Below are 17,343 nucleotides of genomic sequence, written 5' to 3' on the forward strand. Positions count from 1 at the left end.
ACGATGAACGCTCCGACCGCCGCCGTACCGGGCTGGGAACTCGACGTTGCGCCGTTTCATGCGGGCGAACTCGCCGTGCAGCAGCGCGCGGGCGTGACGGAGGCCGCGGGCGCGGCCGGCCGGCGCGGGATCAGGCGCTTCATGCCGGACCAGCACCGGACGTTTTTCGCGCAGTTGCCGTTCTTCGTGCTCGGCGGCGTCGATGCGCACGGCCAGCCGTGGGCGACGCTGCGGGTCGGGATGCCGGGCTTCGTGACGACGCCGGACGCCCGCACGTTGCGCATCGACGGCGACGGGCTGCCCGGCGATCCGCTGGCCGGCGCGTGGCAGCCAGGCGTGCCGCTCGGCGGGCTCGGGATCGAGTTCGACACACGCCGGCGCAATCGCGTGAACGGCGTCGTGCGCGCGGTCGACGGCGGTGCACTGACGATCGCGGTCGAGCAGAGCTTCGGCAATTGCGCGAAGTACATCCAGGGCCGCAAGCCGACGTTCGTGACGCGTGAAGGCGGGGCGCCCATCACGGCTGACGTGTCGGACCGATTGAGCGACGCGGACCGCGCGCTGCTCGCGCAGGCCGATACGTTCTTCGTCGCGAGCGCGAACACGTCGGCCGCTGCGGGGGCCGCGCGCGGCGCGGACGTGTCGCATCGCGGCGGCATGCCGGGCTTCGTGCGCGTCGACGACGCGCACACGCTGACGACGCCGGATTTCAGCGGCAACCGCTTCTTCAACACGCTCGGCAACCTGCAGCACGATCCGCGCGCGGGGCTGCTGTTCGTCGATTTCGACAGCGGCGACCTGCTGTATGTCGCTGCGGAGGCGGAGATCGTGTGGGACGGGCCGCTCGTCGCGTCGTTCGACGGCGCGCAGCGGGTCGTGCGGTTTCATGTGCGCGAAGTGCGGCGCACTCGGAGCATGCTGCCGTTCCGGTGGTCGGCGGTCGAGCGGGCGCCGCAGTTTGCGGGGTGGGTGGGGGCGGACGCGGGGGCGGCGCTCGCGGGTGGGCAGGCGGCATCGGTCGCCACATCGGCATCGCTGTCGACCTCCGCGTCGGCGCCCACTTCGGCATCGGCCTCCGGCTGGCGCCCGCTGCGCATCGCGACGATCGTCGACGAAGCGCGCGCGATCCGCTCGTTTCATTTCGAACCGGCGGACGGCGGCGCGTTGCCGGCCTACGAAGCCGGACAGCACCTGACACTGCGCGTCGCGTTGCCAGACAGCGATGCGCCGACGATCCGCAGCTACACGCTGTCCGATGCCCCCGGCGCGCCGCATTACCGGATCACCGTGAAGCGCGAAGGACGTGTATCGGCGTGGCTGCACGACCACGCGCGCGCCGGCATGACGCTCGACGCGCAGATGCCGCGCGGGCGCTTCGCGTTCGACGTCGCGAGCCCGCGTCCGGCCGTGCTGGTGTCGGCCGGCATCGGCATCACGCCGATGATCGCGATGCTGCGCCGCGCGCTGGCCGACGACGCACCGTCGCGCCGCGTGGTGTTCGTGCACGGCGCGCGCGACACGGTCGACCGACCGTTTGCAGCGGAGCTGACGCGCATCGCGGACGCGGACCCGCGCGTATCGCTGCACTGGTTCGACAGCCGGCCGCAGCACGACGGCGCGGCGCGGCCGGGCCGCATCGACATCGCGCAACTGAAGCGCATTCTGCCGTTCGACGACTACGACTTCTACCTGTGCGGGCCGTCCGCGTTCATGCGCGATTTGTACGACGGATTGCGCGCGCTGAACGTGCCGGACGAGCGTATCCGCTTCGAGGCGTTCGGGCCGTCGAGCGTCGTGCGCAGCACGACGCGTGCGGCCGGGGCACCGCCGGTGCGCAGTGTGCCCGTCGTGTTCCGCCGCTCGGCGCGCGAGGCCGCATGGACGCCCGCCGACGGCACGCTGCTCGAATTCGCCGAAGGCCAGGGGGTGGCAGTGCCGTCCGAATGCAGGTCGGGGTCGTGCGGCACGTGCGCGACGCGCGTGCTGTCCGGCGCGGTCGATTACGTGCAGCCGCACGATGCGGCGATCGAACCCGGCTGCGCGCTGCCATGCGTCGCACGGCCCGCCGAAGGGGCCACGGAGCCGCTCGTGCTCGACCGCTGACGGGCAGGCGACAACCCTGCGACACGCGGTCGCACAACGCGTGCTGCGCAAAAACCGCGCGCAACTGCTTCTTTTTCCGGAGACCTGTCGGATCGACGATAGCGTCAACCGATAGAGGAAAGGAGCAACATCATGAAACTGTTCAGCATGATCCGCCTGGTTCTGTGGAGTTTCTTCGGCGTGCGCAACAGCAAGGCGCACGCGTCCGATCTCGCGAACGTCAACTTCACGCTGCTGCCGTTCGTCGCGATCATTCTCGCGGTGCTGGTCGGCGCGGTGATCTATGGCGTCGTCCACCTGGTCGTCGATCCGACGGTGACGATGCAGGGGTTCTGAGCGTCGCGCGTGCCGCACGCGGGCAGTCTCCCGGATTGCCCGGCGCGACACACGAGGCGGCGCCATTGCCGCGCAGGTCGTCCCGACCGATCGCGTTTCCCTATCCCCGTCTCCCGTTCCGCTCGATTCCACGGTCCGGATCCCCGCCCGGGGTAAAATGCGCGCCACGCCGCGATGTCGCGCGCGACGGGCATGCCGCCGTTCCGACGAACGGCGCACGCACAGCCCGGCGCCCGCACCGGGGCGTTCGAAGCATCCCCCGCATGACAAGACCGCGCGACGCAGCCGGCCGCCCGACCCGCACCCGATCCACGGGCCGCGTCGGTGCCCGGCGCGTCACCGGTATCCGATGTCCCATCCTGCGCTTTCCCGATCGATCGGCACGCATGCGGCCCGATCGTCCGAGTCGTCTGATGCATGTCGTGTCGACGTTCGTGCCCGGCGGCCGCCGGGCACCGGAGCGGGGTCATGCGCGAGGCGTGCTTCGCAGCGGCATAACGTATTTCGAGTGTTTCGACAGGGTCGAGTGGCGAGTTTTCCATCCAGAACAATGACGGTGAATAGAACAACAGCGTTGCCCGCACGGCGGCGGCGCGCGAAGGTCGGGCTTGGCGTCGGTCTCGGCCTCACGCTTTTCGCGGCGCAGGCCGCCGCGGCACAGGGCGACGCGCCGGCCTCCGACACCGATGCGGCCGGCATCGCGACGCTGCCGGCGATCATGGTCAGCGGCGAGCGCGGCGGCGCGTTTCGCGTGCGCGAAGCGTCGGTCGCGGGGTTCGACGATGCGCCGCTGCGTGACACGCCGGCCTCCGTCAGCGTCGTCACGCGCGCGCAGATCGATGACCAGCAGGCGAAGCGCCTGAGCGACGTGGTGCGCAACGACGCGTCGGTCGTCAACGACTATGCGCCGGTCGGCTACTTCGAAGGCTTCGCGATCCGCGGCTTTCCGGTCGATCTGGCGAGCGCGATCCGGATCGACGGGCTGACGGTGTCCGGCGAGCAGAACGTGCCGCTCGAGAACAAGGAGCGCGTCGAGATCCTGAAGGGGCTGGCCGGCATCGACAGCGGCGTGGTCGCGCCGGGCGGTGTAATCAACTTCGTGACGAAACGCTCGGCGAACGTCGCGAGCGTGACGACCGGCGTCGACAGCCGCGGCTCGACGTCGGCGGCCGTCGATCTCGGCCGCCGCTTCGGCCCCGACAACCAGTTCGGCTTCCGGATCAATGCCGCGAAGGAGAACATGCACGCGTATATCGACGGCACGAACGGACGGCGCACGTTCGGCTCGATCGCCGCCGACTGGGACATCAGCCCGCGTGCGAGCCTGCAGCTCAACGCGGAATTCCAGCAGTGGATCCAGCGTTCCGCGCCCGGCTACCAGCTGCTCGGCGGCACCGTCGTGCCGTCCGTCAACACGACGTCGAAGGCGCTCGGCACGCAGCCGTGGGCGAAGCCGGTGACGACCGATGCGCTGAACCTGAACGCGCGCTTCGACTACCAGTTCAACGACGACTGGAAGGCCTACGTCGCCGCGGGCCGCAGCCGCACGATGATCGACGACAATAGCGCGTTCGCGTACGGCTGCTATTACGCGGCGAGCTGTGCGGCCGGCACGACGTCGCCGTTCTTCTTCGGCGCGAACGGCGACTACGACGTGTACGACTTCCGCAGCCCGGGCGAATACCGCCGCAACGACGACCTGCGTGCGGTCACGACGGGGAAGTTCGCGACGGGCCCGCTGCGCCACGAGTTGACGCTCGGCGTGAGCGTGCAGCGCCGCGTCGTGCACATGGCGAATGCCGTGTACGACTACGTGGGCAGCGAGAACATCTACGGGCCCGACGTCGCGTTCGCACCGTCGCCGAATACGGCCGGGCCGTCGTATCCGCAGCTCGACGCATGGCAGTACGGCGTGTTCGGGCTCGATCGCATCAGCATCGGCGAGCACTGGCAGGTGCTCGCAGGCGGCAAGGAAGTGCTGCTGCGCCAGCGCAGCTGGAGCAGCCTCGACGGCGACGCGACGCACACCGACCGCTCGGTGTTCCTGCCGCAGGTCGCGCTCGTCTACAAGCCGGTGAGCGTGCTGTCGCTGTACGCGTCGTACAGCAAGGCGCTGTCGCTCGGCGACCAGGCGCCGGTGCGCGCGACCAACGCGTATGCGTTCCTGCCGCCGGTCGAATCGCACCAGTTCGAACTCGGCGCGAAATACGACTGGCTCGACCGGCTGAGCTTGACGGGCGCCGTGTTCTCGATCAGCAAGCCGTTTCAGTTCGCCGACCCTGATGCGTCGGGCACGCGCTATACGTTCGTGCAGCGTGGCACGCAGCGCCACCAGGGGATCGAGCTCGGCGCGGCCGGGCGGCTCACCGAGCGGCTGTCGCTGACGGCCAGCGTCGCGGCGATTCGCGCGCGCGCGTACGATTCGGGTTCGCCGGCGTACGAAGGGCACCAGATCATCAACGTGCCGGCGCTGCGCGCGTCGCTGTATGCGGACTATGCGGTGCCGGGCGTCGCGGGCCTGAACATGCTGGGCGGCGTCGAGTACAGCGCGGGCCGCAATGCGAACGAAGAGGGCACCGCGCGCGTGCCGTCGTGGTTCGTGTTCAATCTCGGCGCGCGCTATACGACGAAGATCGCGGGCCATCGCACGGTGCTGCGCGTATCGGTGGACAACCTGTTCAACAAGTTCTACTGGCGCGACGCGGGCGAGCAGCAGGGCGACGCGTACTTGTTCCCGGGCGCGCCGCGCACCGCGCGCGTATCGTTGACCTATGATTTCTGATCGTCCGGATCCGGCCGCGTGACGCGCGGCCCCGGCAGCTAACCAGGAGAGTACAGACGATGTCCCCACTCGAAATCGCCGGCGTGATCGTCAGCGCGCTCGCGATCTGGCTGACCGCGAAGCGGCGCATGCTGTGCTGGCCGGTCGGGCTCGCGTCGGTCGCGCTGTACGGCTGGATCTTCTTCGACGCGAAGCTGTATTCCGACATGCTGCTGCAGGGCGCGTTCGCGGTGCTGCAGGTGTACGGCTGGCGCCGCTGGATCGCGCAGCGTACGCTCGAGGCGAGCGGCGGCGCGGCGCCGGCAGGCGACGTCGCGCCCGTCACCGGCGTGCGGCCGCGGCAGATGCTGCCGGACCTGATCGCGGCCGTCGTCGGCAGCGCGCTGCTCGGCGGGATGATGGCGCGCTGGACCGATGCGGCGCTGCCGTTCGTCGATGCGTCGCTGACCGCGTTCAGCCTGGTCGCGCAATACTGGACCGCGCGGCGCTACATCGCGTCGTGGGGGCTGTGGATCGTCGTGAACGTCGTGTACGTCGGGATGTTCGTGTTCAAGGCACTGTATCTGACGGCCGGACTCTATGCGCTGTTCATCGCGCTCGCCGTCATCGGCTGGCGCGACTGGAGCCGCACGGCCGACGCGCTGCGCGCGACGGCGAACCCGGCGGGCTGATTTTCGGGCTGCTTCACGGGCGGATTCACGGGCGGATTCACGGACCGATTCAACTACGGAGTTACCTCGTTCATGTCATTTCCACTCGAGCCGGACGGGCCGCTGTCGCCGGACGTCGCACCGCCGCAATTCGGCGTCGACGGCGAGCAGGCCGAACGCGACTGGCCGCTGATGACGCACGACGAGGTGGCGGCGCTGCTCGCGCGCATCGACGGCGCCGGCGAACCGGCTCGGCTGACGTGGCACAGTCCGCGGCAGTTCGCGGCGGCCACGCTGGTGCGGATGACGGACGGGCGCGCGCTGTTCGTCAAGCGGCATCACGTGAGCCTGCGTGACGTCGCCGGGCTCGAGGAAGAGCATCGCTTCATCGCGCATCTGCGCGAGCGCGGGATGCCGGTGGTGGACGTGCTGGCCGATCGCCAGGGCGCGACGGCCTTTGCGTCCGGCGCCTGGACGTATGAGGTGCATGTGGTCGCGCCCGGCGTCGACCCGTATCGCGGCGTGATGTCGTGGCGGCCGTTCACGCATCCTTCGCATGCTTACGCGGCCGGCCGCGCGCTGGCCGAACTGCATCGCGCGTCGGCAGGCTACGATGCGCCGGCGCGGCCCGTGCGCACGCTGCTGTCGAGTTTCCGCGTGCTGTCGTCCGCCGATCTGGCGGGCGCGCTGGAACGCTGGGTCGGCGCGCAGCCGCTGCTGGTGCGCGCGCTCGGCACGCGCGACTGGCGTGGCGACGTCGTCGCTGCGATCGGCCCGTATCATGCGCGCCTCGTGCCGCTGCTGCCCGCGCTGCCGCCGCTGTGGACGCACGGCGACTGGCATGCGTCGAACCTGCTGTGGACCGACGCGGGCCCTGGCGCGCGGGTGCGCACCGTGCTCGACTTCGGTCTGTCCGATCGCACCTGCGCGGTGATGGATGTCGCGCTGGCGATCGAGCGCAATACGGTCGACTGGATGGCGCCGGCCGATGCGCGCCGCGTCGAATACGCGCACATCGATGCGCTGCTCGACGGCTACGAATCGCTCGAACCGCTGAGCGACGAAGCGTATGCGGCGCTGGTCGCGATGCTGCCGATCGTGCATACGGAGTTCGCGCTGTCGGAGGTTGCGTATTTCGGGTGCATCATCGATGCCCGGGCGATCGTCGACATCGCGTACGACGGCTATCTGCTGGGGCACGCGCGCTGGTTCGGCGAACGCGACGGGCGGCAGTTGCTCGACTGGCTGGTGCAACGCCGGCGCGCGAAGCAGGGCATCGCCTGATTCTTGAGAGCACCCTGATAGCTTCACCAGTTAGGCGATTGATATGTCGCTCGAATCGAACATCGAAATCTCGTCCGGATAGATTCGATGGACCGTCTCACGCGAGCGTTGGCGGTGCGCAGTTCAACGCAAGCGCGGCGGCGATAAATGAGCAACTTTCATGTCACTGGCCCGTACAGCAGTTGTTGAGGCAGCCGGGGCTCACTTGAACGGTGACTTCACGGGTTTCCGACGGTGATTCGGTTGCGCTATTGGTTGGATAAATTTGCGTTTTTATCTGAAATGGTGCGTTTATCAGGCCATCGTCTATGATGACTTTCGCTACCGCGGAAGCGCGTTTCGTTGCAAGTTGATCGGGGGTGGTTTCATTTTTGGACGCACTTCCAATTATATCGATCCAGTTTTGATTCGGGTGCTTGGAGTTGATTTTCGAGACCCATTGTCCGATTCGTATTTTCTCGGATGCGGTGATTTCGTGACTGTTGGGTGAAAATGAAACGAAAAATTGTTGTGATGGGAGGTTTTGTGATCCTGGGCATTCTGCTATGGCGTTTGTGGAGAAAAAGAACAAAAATGCGGAGATGGGTGGTAGTGCGGCAATCAAGGTTCTCATGATGAATTCGCCTCCTTACTCTGCAAATAAATCTTCACCGTAGATCACGAATCCGGTGAGTGTATCCGCATTTCTCAATGCCAGGTCAGGATTGGATCTTGCCCATGCCGCCGCTGTGGGGTCGAGCCCGTAACGATGGTCACCGCTACCGAAGGTATCAATGAAATGAGTTACTTCATGAATGAGTGTGGATAGGCGGGAATCTCCGAACATATTCTGATCGCGCAAGCCGGTACAAAATTTCATCGCAATGCTTACAAGCCTGCCTCCGTGTTAGGCCCGCAAACATGAGCGGCTTCGTTGTCAATGTCGCGCATATTCGGAACGCAACCTAACATTCTATCGAGGCCCGGATCGCTTCGAGCGAAATTGTGTGATGTTAGCGTTTTAAGAACAGAGAGCTGTCGTGAGAAACCATTGATAAGATATTGCCGTGTGATTTCGTCACGTCGATTGAGCCAATGGATCATTCTCTCTTCGGTTCTTTCGTCATACCGTTTCAGGTCGATGATCCTTCGCTCGACTAGAATTGTGGACCATTCAAGAAGTCGCGCTATCATAATTCGGAATTCTCTGTTGGTCATGTTGGGGCAAATGGGTGTTGTATTGATGTAAACATGAACCATCGATCCCGGATTTGTGTTGGTGACGGCCCCGGAGTGAACGAGAAACCACTCTTTATCTTCGTCAGCATCAAAGTCGTATTTGTTGTGATCGGAAAAATTCTTCATTTCCTTGAAGTCCCGGCGTGTAGATTTTCAAGGGTGTCGTGTATCAGTAACCAAGCGTCGCGTTATTGTCGAATCGCCGTTCTTGACTGCACGTTGGCTCATTGGCGGCTCCTCAATTGAAGTTGATAAAAATCCAATCGCACGACCCCGGGGACATAGAACGGCATGGCTACGTTCGTGTTCCCGGAACCTTGAACAGTCATCTTTTCAAGTGGAGATGTCTATAGAACTCGTTCGAAATTTTGGAATGGAAAATTTTTGTGATCTGACGTGACCGCATTGGATGATCGGAAGCGATTCGACGAGTCCGATGAGCTTTGACGGCATCGTCGGATCGCACGCGAGCGCGTGGACGTCGCGTACAGATGGCTATTTGGGCGGAGATGCGCGCTGGTTCGGGGAGTACAACGCGCCAAAAATGACGGGAATATCATCTTCGCCTCATGTTCGCACTGCGGCCGATCCGTAGCATCGGTTGCGAACCGTTATCGCAGAACCGAACATGCTCAAGCTCACCTTCGCCGTGGCCGTCGTTTTCGCGACGGCCGCGACGGCCCATGCGCAAGCGCCGGCGGTCGTGGCCCCCGCCGCTTCCGGCGGCGCGGCGCCACGCGGCGCACCGCCGTCTGATACGCCATCGTTTCCCTCGCTGACGCTGTCCGACGCGCTCGCGACCGCGGCCCGCAACAACCCGGCGCTGCGCGGCGCGCGCGCGGACGTCGATGCGTCGGCCGGCGCGTGGATGCAGGCCGGTACGCGTCCCAATCCGGAAGTCTCTTTCCTGCAGGAAGGCTTCAGCCGGGCGGAGCGCACGTCGACCGCACTGATCAGCCAGACCATCGAACTCGGCGGCAAGCGCCGTGCGCGGCTCGACGTCGCGTCGTATGGCCGCGAGGCCGCGAATGCGTCGCTCGACGAGCAGGGCGCCGCCGTGCGCGCCGACGTGATCGCTGCGTTCTACGGATTGCTTGCGGCGCAGCGTCAGCTTCAGGTCACCGAGGAATCGGCCGCGATCGCCGCGCGCTCCGCGGATCTCGCGGGCCGCCGCGCGCAGGCCGGCAAGGTGTCGCCGGTCGAGGCGACCAAGGCGCAGGTGGCGGCGGCCGGCGTGCAGATCGAGGTGGTGACCGCGCGCGGCCGCGTCGACGTCGCACGCGAAAGGTTGAACGCGGTGATGGGCGAAGCGCGCGACGACCGGCGCGTCGCGCTCGGCGACCTGGAAACGGTGCCCGCGGCCGAGCCGCTGTCCGCGCTGACCGCGCAGCTCGACAACGCACCGCTCGCCCGCGCCGCGCGCGCGGAGATGCTGCGCTCGAACGCGGCCGTGTCGCTCGAACGCGCGCGGCGCATCCCGGACGTGACGGTCAGCGCGGGCGTGAAGCGGGTGACGACCGGCGGCGTGCCCGACAACCAGGCGGTGGTCGGTGTGTCGATCCCGATCCCGCTGTTCAACACCAACAAGGGCGCGCTGCTCGAAGCGACGCACAAGGCCGAGCGCGCGAACGCCGATCTCGACCGCGAACGCACGCGGCTGCGGCTCGCGCTCACGCAGGCGTATGCGAATTTCGACGCGGCTGCACAGGAGGCGCGCCGGCTGAAGACCGACATCCTGCCCGGCGCGCGACTCGCGCTCGATGCGATGTCGCGCGGCTACGAGCTCGGCAAGTTCAGCTTCCTCGACGTGCTCGACGCGCAGCGCACGCTGTTCCAGGGGCAATCGCAATACGTGCGCGCGCTTGCCGACGCGCATGCCGCCCGCGCCGACATCGGCCGGCTCGTCGGCACGCCGCTGGCGGCCGTCGCGCAATAGCCGCTTCTTACCTGAAGGATCATCATGTCACGCAGCAGAATCTTCATCATTGCGGCGGCCGTGCTCGGCGGCGCCGGGATCGTGCTCGGCGCGCTCGCCGTCGCGCGAGGCGGCGCGTCCGCGCCCGCGGGCACCGAAGCCGCCCAAGCGGCCGAAGGTACCGGCTCGCACGGCGGCGTCGTGCTCGCGCGCGGCAAACTGTCCGTCGAGATCGTGATGACGGAAAAGCCCGGCGACGCGCGGCTCGTCGTCTATCCGTTCGTCGACGGCCAGCCGGTCGACAAGGGCGTCACGGTGTCCGGCACGCTCGTGCGCTACGACCGCTCGCACGAACCGGTGCGGTTCGACGCGGCGGGCCGGAAGTTCGTCTCGGCCCGGCCGATCGCGAAGCCGCACGTGTTCGACGCGACGATCGACGTCAAGGCCGGGGACGCGGCCGCGTCGTTCCCGTTCGCCCGCGCGGACGGCGCGATCGCGCTGACCGACGCGCAATTGCAGACGTCGAAGATCGCGCTCGCGAAGGCCGGCCCCGCGCAGATCGCCACGCCGTTCCAGCTGCCGGGCGAGATCAGGTTCAACGAGGATCGCACCGCGCACGTCGTGCCGCGCGTGGCCGGGATCGTCGAACAGGTGTCGGTGTCGCTCGGGCAGAACGTCTCGAAGGGGCAGGTGCTGGCCGTGATCGCGAGCACCGATCTCGCGGACCGGCGCAGCGAACTGCTGACGGCCGAACGCCGGCTGTCGGGCGCGCGCGCAACCTATGAACGCGAACGCACGCTGTGGCAGGAGCGCATCTCGGCGGAACAGGACTACCAGCAGGCGCAGGTGCAACTGCGCGAGGCCGAGATCGCCGTGCAGAACGCGCGGCAGAAGCTGGCCGCGCTGAACGCGCCGGCCGGCGCGGGCGCGCTGAACCGCTATGAACTGCGCGCGCCGTTCGCCGGAACGATCGTCGAGAAGCATGCGACCCCCGGCGAGGCGATCGCCGCCGACGCGAGCATGTTCGTGATCTCCGATCTGTCGACGGTGTGGGCCGAGATGGCCGTGCCCGCGCAGCGGTTGAACGACGTGCGCGTCGGCCGCGACGCGACCGTCAGCGCGACCGCGTTCGAATCGCGCTCGAGCGGCCCGATCGCCTACGTGGGCGCGTTGCTCGGCGAACAGACGCGCACCGCGCCCGCCCGCGTCGTGCTGCCGAATCCCGACGGCGTATGGCGGCCCGGGATGTTCGTCAACGTGTCGGTCGACGCGGGCAAGCAGGCCGTGCCGCTCGCGGTCGCGAGCGACGCGCTGCAGGAGGTCGACGGTACGCCGTCGGTGTTCGTGCGGTCGCCGAAGGGCTTCGTCGCGCAGGCCGTCGAGACGGGGCGGCGCGACGAACGCGCGACCGAAGTGCTGAAGGGGCTCGAGCCGGGCCAGGAATACGTGGCCTCGAACAGCTTCGTGCTGAAGGCCGAACTCGGCAAGGGGAGCGCGGAACATGAATGAGCATGACGTATGCGCCGTTGCGCGATTCGCCACCCGGTTTTCGATTCGCGTGACGGCCCGATTTCCGGGCCGCCGCGTAACCGGCCGGGCAGCCCGTCCGGTGCGGGCGACCGTTCCGCGCTTCAAGGAATCCCGCCATGTTTGAGCGCCTGATCCGCTTTGCGATTGCGCACCGCTGGCTCGTGATGCTGGCGATCGCGGCCGTGGCCGCGCTGGGCGTGTTCAGCTACCAGAAGCTGCCGATCGACGCGGTGCCCGACATCACCAACGTGCAGGTCCAGATCAACACGGCGGCGCCCGGCTATTCGCCGCTGGAGGCCGAGCAGCGCATCACCTATCCGGTCGAGACCGTGATGGCCGGGCTGCCGGGCCTCGAACAGACGCGTTCGATTTCGCGCTACGGTCTGTCGCAGGTCACGGTGATCTTCAAGGACGGCACCGACATCTATTTCGCGCGGCAACTCGTCAACGAGCGCATCCAGGAAGCGAAGGACAAGCTGCCGGCCGGCATCGCGCCCGCGATGGGGCCGACATCGACCGGCCTCGGCGAAATCTATCTGTGGACCGTCGAAGCCGACGCGGCCGCGCGCAAGCCCGACGGCACGCGCTATACGGCGGCCGACCTGCGCGAGCTTCAGGACTGGGTGGTGCGGCCGCAACTGCGCAACGTGCGCGGCGTGACCGAGGTGAACTCGATCGGCGGCTACGTGAAGGAATACCGCGTCGCGCCGAACCCGGCGAAGCTGATGTCGTACGGGCTGACGCTCGCCGACGTCGTGCGCGCGCTCGAACGCAACAACGACAACGTCGGCGCGGGCTACATCGAGAAGCGCGGCGAGCAGTACCTGGTGCGCGTGCCGGGCCAGGCGCGCACCGTCGACGACATCGCCAACATCGTGCTGACCAACGTCGGCGGCGTGCCGGTGCGGATGAAGGAGGTCGGGCAGGTCGACATCGGCCGCGAGCTGCGCACCGGCGCCGCGACGTCGAACGGCGAGGAGGTCGTGCTCGGCACGGTGTTCATGCTGATGGGCGAGAACAGCCGCTCGGTCGCGAAGGCCGTCGCCGCGAAGATGGAAGACGTGAACCGCACGCTGCCGGCCGGCGTGAAGGCGATTCCCGTCTACGACCGCACCGTGCTGGTCGAGAAAGCCGTCGCGACGGTGAAGAAGAACCTGCTCGAAGGCGCGATCCTCGTGATCGCCGTGCTGTTCCTGTTCCTCGGCAACATCCGCGCGGCGCTGATCACCGCACTCGTGATTCCGCTGTCGATGCTGATGACCTTCACCGGGATGGTCAACGCGAAGGTCAGTGCGAACCTGATGAGCCTCGGCGCGCTCGACTTCGGGATCATCGTCGACGGCGCGGTCGTGATCGTCGAGAACTGCGTGCGTCGGCTCGCGCATGCGCAGGCCGCCGCCGGCCGGCCGCTGATGCGCGACGAGCGCTTCGCGGAAGTGTTCGGCGCGTCGCAGGAGGCGCGCCGTGCGCTGATCTTCGGGCAACTGATCATCATGGTCGTGTACCTGCCGATCTTCGCGCTCACCGGCGTCGAAGGGAAGATGTTCCATCCGATGGCCGTAACTGTCGTGATGGCGCTCGCCGCCGCGATGGTGCTGACCGTCACGTTCATCCCGGCCGCGGTCGCGCTGTTCATCGGCGAGCGCGTCGAGGAGAAGGAGAACCGGCTGATGGGCTGGGCGCGGCGCGCGTACGAACCGGTGCTCGCCGCGTTCATGACGCGCCCCGCGCGCGTGATGCTCGGCGCGGGCGCGATCGTGCTGGCAACGCTCGGGCTCGCGACGCGGCTCGGCAGCGAGTTCATCCCGAGCCTGAACGAGGGCGATCTCGCGGTCGCCGCGCTGCGGATTCCCGGCACGAGCCTGTCGCAGTCGGTCGAGATGCAGAAGGCGATCGAGAAGACGCTGAAGGCGCGCTTCCCCGAAATCGAGCGCGTGTTCGCGCGCACCGGCACGGCCGAGATTGCGGCCGACCCGATGCCGCCGAACCTGTCGGACGGCTACATCATGCTGAAGCCGGCCGACCGGTGGCCCGACCCGAGCAAGCCGCGCGACCAGCTCGTGCGCGAGATCGAGGAAGCGCTCGAGGAACTGCCGGGCAACGCATACGAGTTCTCGCAGCCGATCCAGTTGCGCTTCAACGAGCTGATCTCGGGCGTGCGCAGCGACGTCGCGGTGAAGATCTTCGGTGACGACATGGCCGTGCTGAACCAGACCGGCGAGCAGATCGCGGCCGCGCTGCAGAAGGTGCCGGGCGCATCCGAGGTGAAGGTCGAGCAGACCACGGGCCTGCCGGTGCTGACCGTCAACCTCGACCGCGACAAGCTCGCGCGCTACGGCGTGACGGTCGCCGACCTGCAGGACACGGTGGCCGCGGCCGTCGGCGGGCAGAAGGCCGGCACGCTGTTCCAGGGCGACCGCCGCTTCGACATCGTCGTGCGGTTGCCGGACGAGCTGCGCTCCGACATCGAGGCGATCAAGCGGTTGCCGATCGCGCTGCCCGCGCCGGCCGCCGGCGCCAGCGCGCCGCTCGCGCAGGCGCCGTATGTGCCGCTTGCGGAACTCGCGACGATCGAGGTCGCGCCGGGCCCGAACCAGATCAGCCGTGAGGACGGCAAGCGGCGCGTCGTCGTCAGCGCGAACGTGCGCGGCCGCGACGTCGGCTCGTTCGTCGCCGACGCACGCGAGCAACTGCAGCAGGACGTGCGCGTGCCGGCCGGCTACTGGGTGTCGTGGGGCGGCCAGTTCGAGCAGCTGCAAAGCGCCAGCGAACGGCTGAAGCTCGTCGTGCCGCTCGCGCTGTTCATGGTGTTCGTGCTGCTGTTCGTGATGTTCAACAACCTGAAGGACGGGCTGCTGGTCTTCACCGGCATCCCGTTCGCGCTGAGCGGCGGTGTCATGTCGCTGTGGCTGCGCGGGATTCCGCTGTCGATCACCGCGGCGGTCGGCTTCATCGCGCTGTCCGGCGTCGCGGTGCTCAACGGTCTCGTGATGATCTCGTTCATCCGCAACCTGCGCGACGACGGCATGCCGCTCGACACGGCCGTGCGCGAAGGCGCGCTCACGCGGCTGCGGCCCGTGCTGATGACCGCGCTCGTCGCGTCGCTGGGCTTCCTGCCGATGGCGTTCGCGACCGGCACCGGCGCCGAGGTGCAGCGCCCGCTCGCGACGGTCGTGATCGGCGGTATCCTGTCGTCCACGGCGCTGACGCTGCTGGTGCTGCCGGTGCTGTACCGCGTGAGCCACTCGGTGTCGTGGCGCGCGGTATTGCGCGGCGGGTTCGGCGCGGGCGTGTGGCGCCGGCTGGGTTTATTCAAGGGTAATGGGTGATGCGAATTCTGATTGTCGAGGATGAACCGAAAACGGGCGCCTATCTGCGCAAGGGCTTGACCGAGGCCGGCTATGTCGTCGACTGGGTGGAGGACGGCATCACGGGCCAGCACCAGGCCGAGAGCGAAGAGTACGACTTGCTGGTGCTCGACGTGATGCTGCCGGGGCAGGACGGCTGGACGCTGCTGCAGAACCTGCGCCGCAGCAAGTCGACGCCCGTGCTGTTCCTCACCGCGCGCGACGACGTAGGCGATCGCGTGAAGGGGCTCGAACTCGGCGCCGACGATTACCTGGCCAAGCCGTTCGACTTCGTCGAACTCACCGCGCGCATCAAGTCGATCCTGCGGCGCGGCCAGCCGCGCGATTCGAACACGCTGCGCGTGGCCGATCTCGAGCTCGACCTGACGCGCCGCAAGGCGACGCGGCAGCGCGACACGATCCTGCTGACCGCGAAGGAATTCGCGCTGCTATGGCTGCTGATGCGTCGCGAGGGCGAGATCCTGCCGCGCGCGACGATCGCGTCGCAGGTGTGGGACATGAACTTCAACAGCGATACGAACGTCGTCGATTCCGCGATCCGGCGGCTGCGCTCGAAGATCGACGACGCATACGAACCGAAGCTGATCCACACCGTGCGCGGGATGGGCTACGTGCTCGAAGTGCGCGACGGCGCGGCGACATGATCGCGCGCCTGCTGCCGCGCACGCTGCGCGGACGCCTGACCGCACTGATCATCCTGTCGACGTCGGTGATCCTCGCATCGAGCGGCGTCGCGCTGTACGAGGCGCTGAGCAATCGTATCGGCACGACGGCGGCCGAGCAGATGGCCGGCATTTCCGCCGCGCTGGGCACGCACCTGGCCGAAGCGCGTTCGACCGCCGACGTCGCGCGCAACACCGATATCTGGGTCGACCAGCTGCATGGGCATCCGAACATGGATCTCGCGATCTACGATGCGGCCGGCACGCGCATCGTCGGCACGCCCGGGTTCCGGACCCATGCGCCGCTGCTGTCGACGGACGCGGGCCGCATCCCGGTGTTCGTCGCGCCGCCCGGCGTGCGGCACCAGTATCTGGTGATGACCGTGCCGCTTGCCGGCGCGGGTGCGCCCGTCGTGCGCGTCGCGGTGCAGTACGACCGCAGCGCCGACGTGCTGCTGCTGCGCACGCATGCGTACACGATCGTCGTGATCGAGGTGTTCGGCGTCGTGCTGGCAGCCGCGATCGCTTACGGCATCGCGGCGCTCGGGCTGAGCCCGCTGCGCCGATTCGCGGCGCGGGCCGAGCAGATGTCGACGAGCCGGCTGGCCCATCCGCTGCCGGAACTCGATACGTCCGGCGAGCTGAAGGAGCTGGAACACGCGTTCAACGGGATGCTCGCGCGCCTGAGCGAATCGTTTACGCGGCTGAGCCAGTTCTCGTCGAATCTCGCGCACGACATGCGCACGCCGCTCACGAACCTGCAGGCGGCCGCGCAGGTCGTGCTGTCGCAACCGCGCAGCGCGGATGAATACCGGAACGTGATCGAGTCGAGCATAGACGAGTATCAGCGGCTGTCGCGGATGATCGAGGACATGCTGTTCCTCGCGCGCTCGGAGCAGGCCGGCACGTCGATCGACGTGCGGCGGCTCGATGCGGCCGAGGAGGCGTCGCGTGTCGCCGGCTATTACGAGCCGCTCGCGGAGGATGCGGGCGTGTCGGTGAAGGTCGACGGCTATGCGTGGGTCGATGCGGACCTCACGCTGTACCAGCGCGCGTTGAGCAACCTGCTGTCCAATGCGCTGGCTTATGCGCCGCGCGGCAGCGTCGTGACGATCGACTGCTCGGAGCAGGGCGGCGTGACGACGATCGCCGTGTCGGATACGGGGCCGGGCATCGACGCGCAGCATGTCGGGCGGATTTTCGAGCGGTTCTATCGCGTCGATCCGTCACGTCACGATTCCGCGTCGGGAACGGGCCTCGGCCTCGCGATCGTCCGGTCCATCATGGACAACCACGGCGGCGAATGCGGCGTCGCCAGCGATCCCGGCCGGCGCACGACATTCTGGCTGCGCTTTCCGCAGCGTCCGCCGGTCGTGCCCAAGGCTGTGCCGGCAGCCCATGCGTGAGACCGCGGCAATCAGGCACGGCCGCACGTTCGCCGCGACAAGGCCGCGCGCGACACGCTGCCCGCGATCGCGGGGCAGCGCCCGCGCCT

The 17,343-nt window shown here is 67.6% G+C and carries 13 protein-coding genes; 10 read left to right on the top strand and 3 right to left on the bottom strand.

All coding sequences use genetic code 11. The features are described 5' to 3' along the window. Positions 1-3: 3 nt before the first annotated feature. The 5 genes from DIE06_RS01055 (at position 4) to DIE06_RS01080 (ending at position 7,155) form a co-directional block, all read left to right on the top strand. Complete coding sequence (locus tag DIE06_RS01055) at positions 4-2,103, top strand: pyridoxamine 5'-phosphate oxidase family protein (RefSeq protein ID WP_124659764.1); 2,100 nt, start codon at positions 4-6, stop codon at positions 2,101-2,103. 132 nt (positions 2,104-2,235) lie between these two features. Beyond that, complete coding sequence (locus DIE06_RS01060) at positions 2,236-2,439, top strand: DUF2970 domain-containing protein (protein ID WP_124659765.1); 204 nt, start codon at positions 2,236-2,238, stop codon at positions 2,437-2,439. Positions 2,440-2,989: 550 nt separating this feature from the next. After that, positions 2,990-5,221: a TonB-dependent siderophore receptor gene (locus tag DIE06_RS01070; RefSeq protein ID WP_124659767.1), complete on the top strand. Its 2,232-nt coding sequence runs from the start codon at positions 2,990-2,992 to the stop codon at positions 5,219-5,221. Positions 5,222-5,280: 59 nt separating this feature from the next. Next, positions 5,281-5,892, top strand: a complete 612-nt coding sequence (pnuC, locus tag DIE06_RS01075) for a nicotinamide riboside transporter PnuC (protein ID WP_124659768.1) — start codon at positions 5,281-5,283, stop codon at positions 5,890-5,892. A 72-nt stretch (positions 5,893-5,964) separates the two neighbouring features. Next, positions 5,965-7,155 carry a phosphotransferase enzyme family protein gene (locus tag DIE06_RS01080; protein ID WP_124659769.1) on the top strand — a complete coding sequence of 397 codons (1,191 nt, stop codon included), beginning with the start codon at positions 5,965-5,967 and terminating at the stop codon, positions 7,153-7,155. Between the two features lie 163 nt (positions 7,156-7,318). Here the strand turns inward: DIE06_RS01080 and DIE06_RS01085 are convergent, their stop codons facing one another. The 3 genes from DIE06_RS01085 to DIE06_RS01090 are packed head-to-tail and all read right to left on the bottom strand — an operon-like array spanning position 7,319 to position 8,499. Beyond that, on the bottom strand, positions 7,319-7,768 hold the full coding sequence (locus DIE06_RS01085; RefSeq protein WP_124659770.1) for an OmpA family protein: 450 nt from the start codon (positions 7,766-7,768) through the stop codon (positions 7,319-7,321). A 15-nt stretch (positions 7,769-7,783) separates the two neighbouring features. After that, a complete protein-coding gene (locus tag DIE06_RS38805; protein WP_311767609.1) occupies positions 7,784-8,014 on the bottom strand; it encodes a M35 family metallo-endopeptidase in 231 nt (76 codons plus the stop codon). 8 nt (positions 8,015-8,022) lie between these two features. Then, positions 8,023-8,499, bottom strand: coding sequence for a hypothetical protein (locus DIE06_RS01090; protein ID WP_260433502.1), 477 nt, complete (start codon positions 8,497-8,499; stop codon positions 8,023-8,025). A gap of 502 nt (positions 8,500-9,001) precedes the next feature. Between DIE06_RS01090 and DIE06_RS01095 the strand changes: the two genes are divergently transcribed. The 5 genes from DIE06_RS01095 to DIE06_RS01115 all read left to right on the top strand — a co-directional run bounded on the left by DIE06_RS01095 (position 9,002) and on the right by DIE06_RS01115 (position 17,254). Beyond that, entirely contained in the window at positions 9,002-10,309 is a 1,308-nt protein-coding gene (locus tag DIE06_RS01095) for a TolC family protein (RefSeq protein ID WP_124659771.1), read from the top strand. Positions 10,310-10,333: 24 nt separating this feature from the next. Then, on the top strand, positions 10,334-11,797 hold the full coding sequence (locus tag DIE06_RS01100) for an efflux RND transporter periplasmic adaptor subunit (RefSeq protein WP_124659772.1): 1,464 nt from the start codon (positions 10,334-10,336) through the stop codon (positions 11,795-11,797). A 137-nt stretch (positions 11,798-11,934) separates the two neighbouring features. Continuing rightward, positions 11,935-15,147: an efflux RND transporter permease subunit gene (locus tag DIE06_RS01105; protein WP_124659773.1), complete on the top strand. Its 3,213-nt coding sequence runs from the start codon at positions 11,935-11,937 to the stop codon at positions 15,145-15,147. Further along, a complete protein-coding gene (gene irlR / locus DIE06_RS01110; RefSeq protein ID WP_124659774.1) occupies positions 15,147-15,830 on the top strand; it encodes a heavy metal response regulator transcription factor IrlR in 684 nt (227 codons plus the stop codon). The genes DIE06_RS01105 and irlR overlap by 1 nt, the downstream gene beginning before the upstream one ends. Further along, on the top strand, positions 15,827-17,254 hold the full coding sequence (locus DIE06_RS01115; RefSeq protein WP_124659775.1) for a heavy metal sensor histidine kinase: 1,428 nt from the start codon (positions 15,827-15,829) through the stop codon (positions 17,252-17,254). Before irlR ends, DIE06_RS01115 begins: the two co-directional genes overlap by 4 nt. Positions 17,255-17,343 lie beyond the last annotated feature (89 nt).

The organism is Burkholderia sp. Bp8998, assembly GCF_003854235.1.
Classification (GTDB): Bacteria; Pseudomonadota; Gammaproteobacteria; order Burkholderiales; family Burkholderiaceae; genus Burkholderia.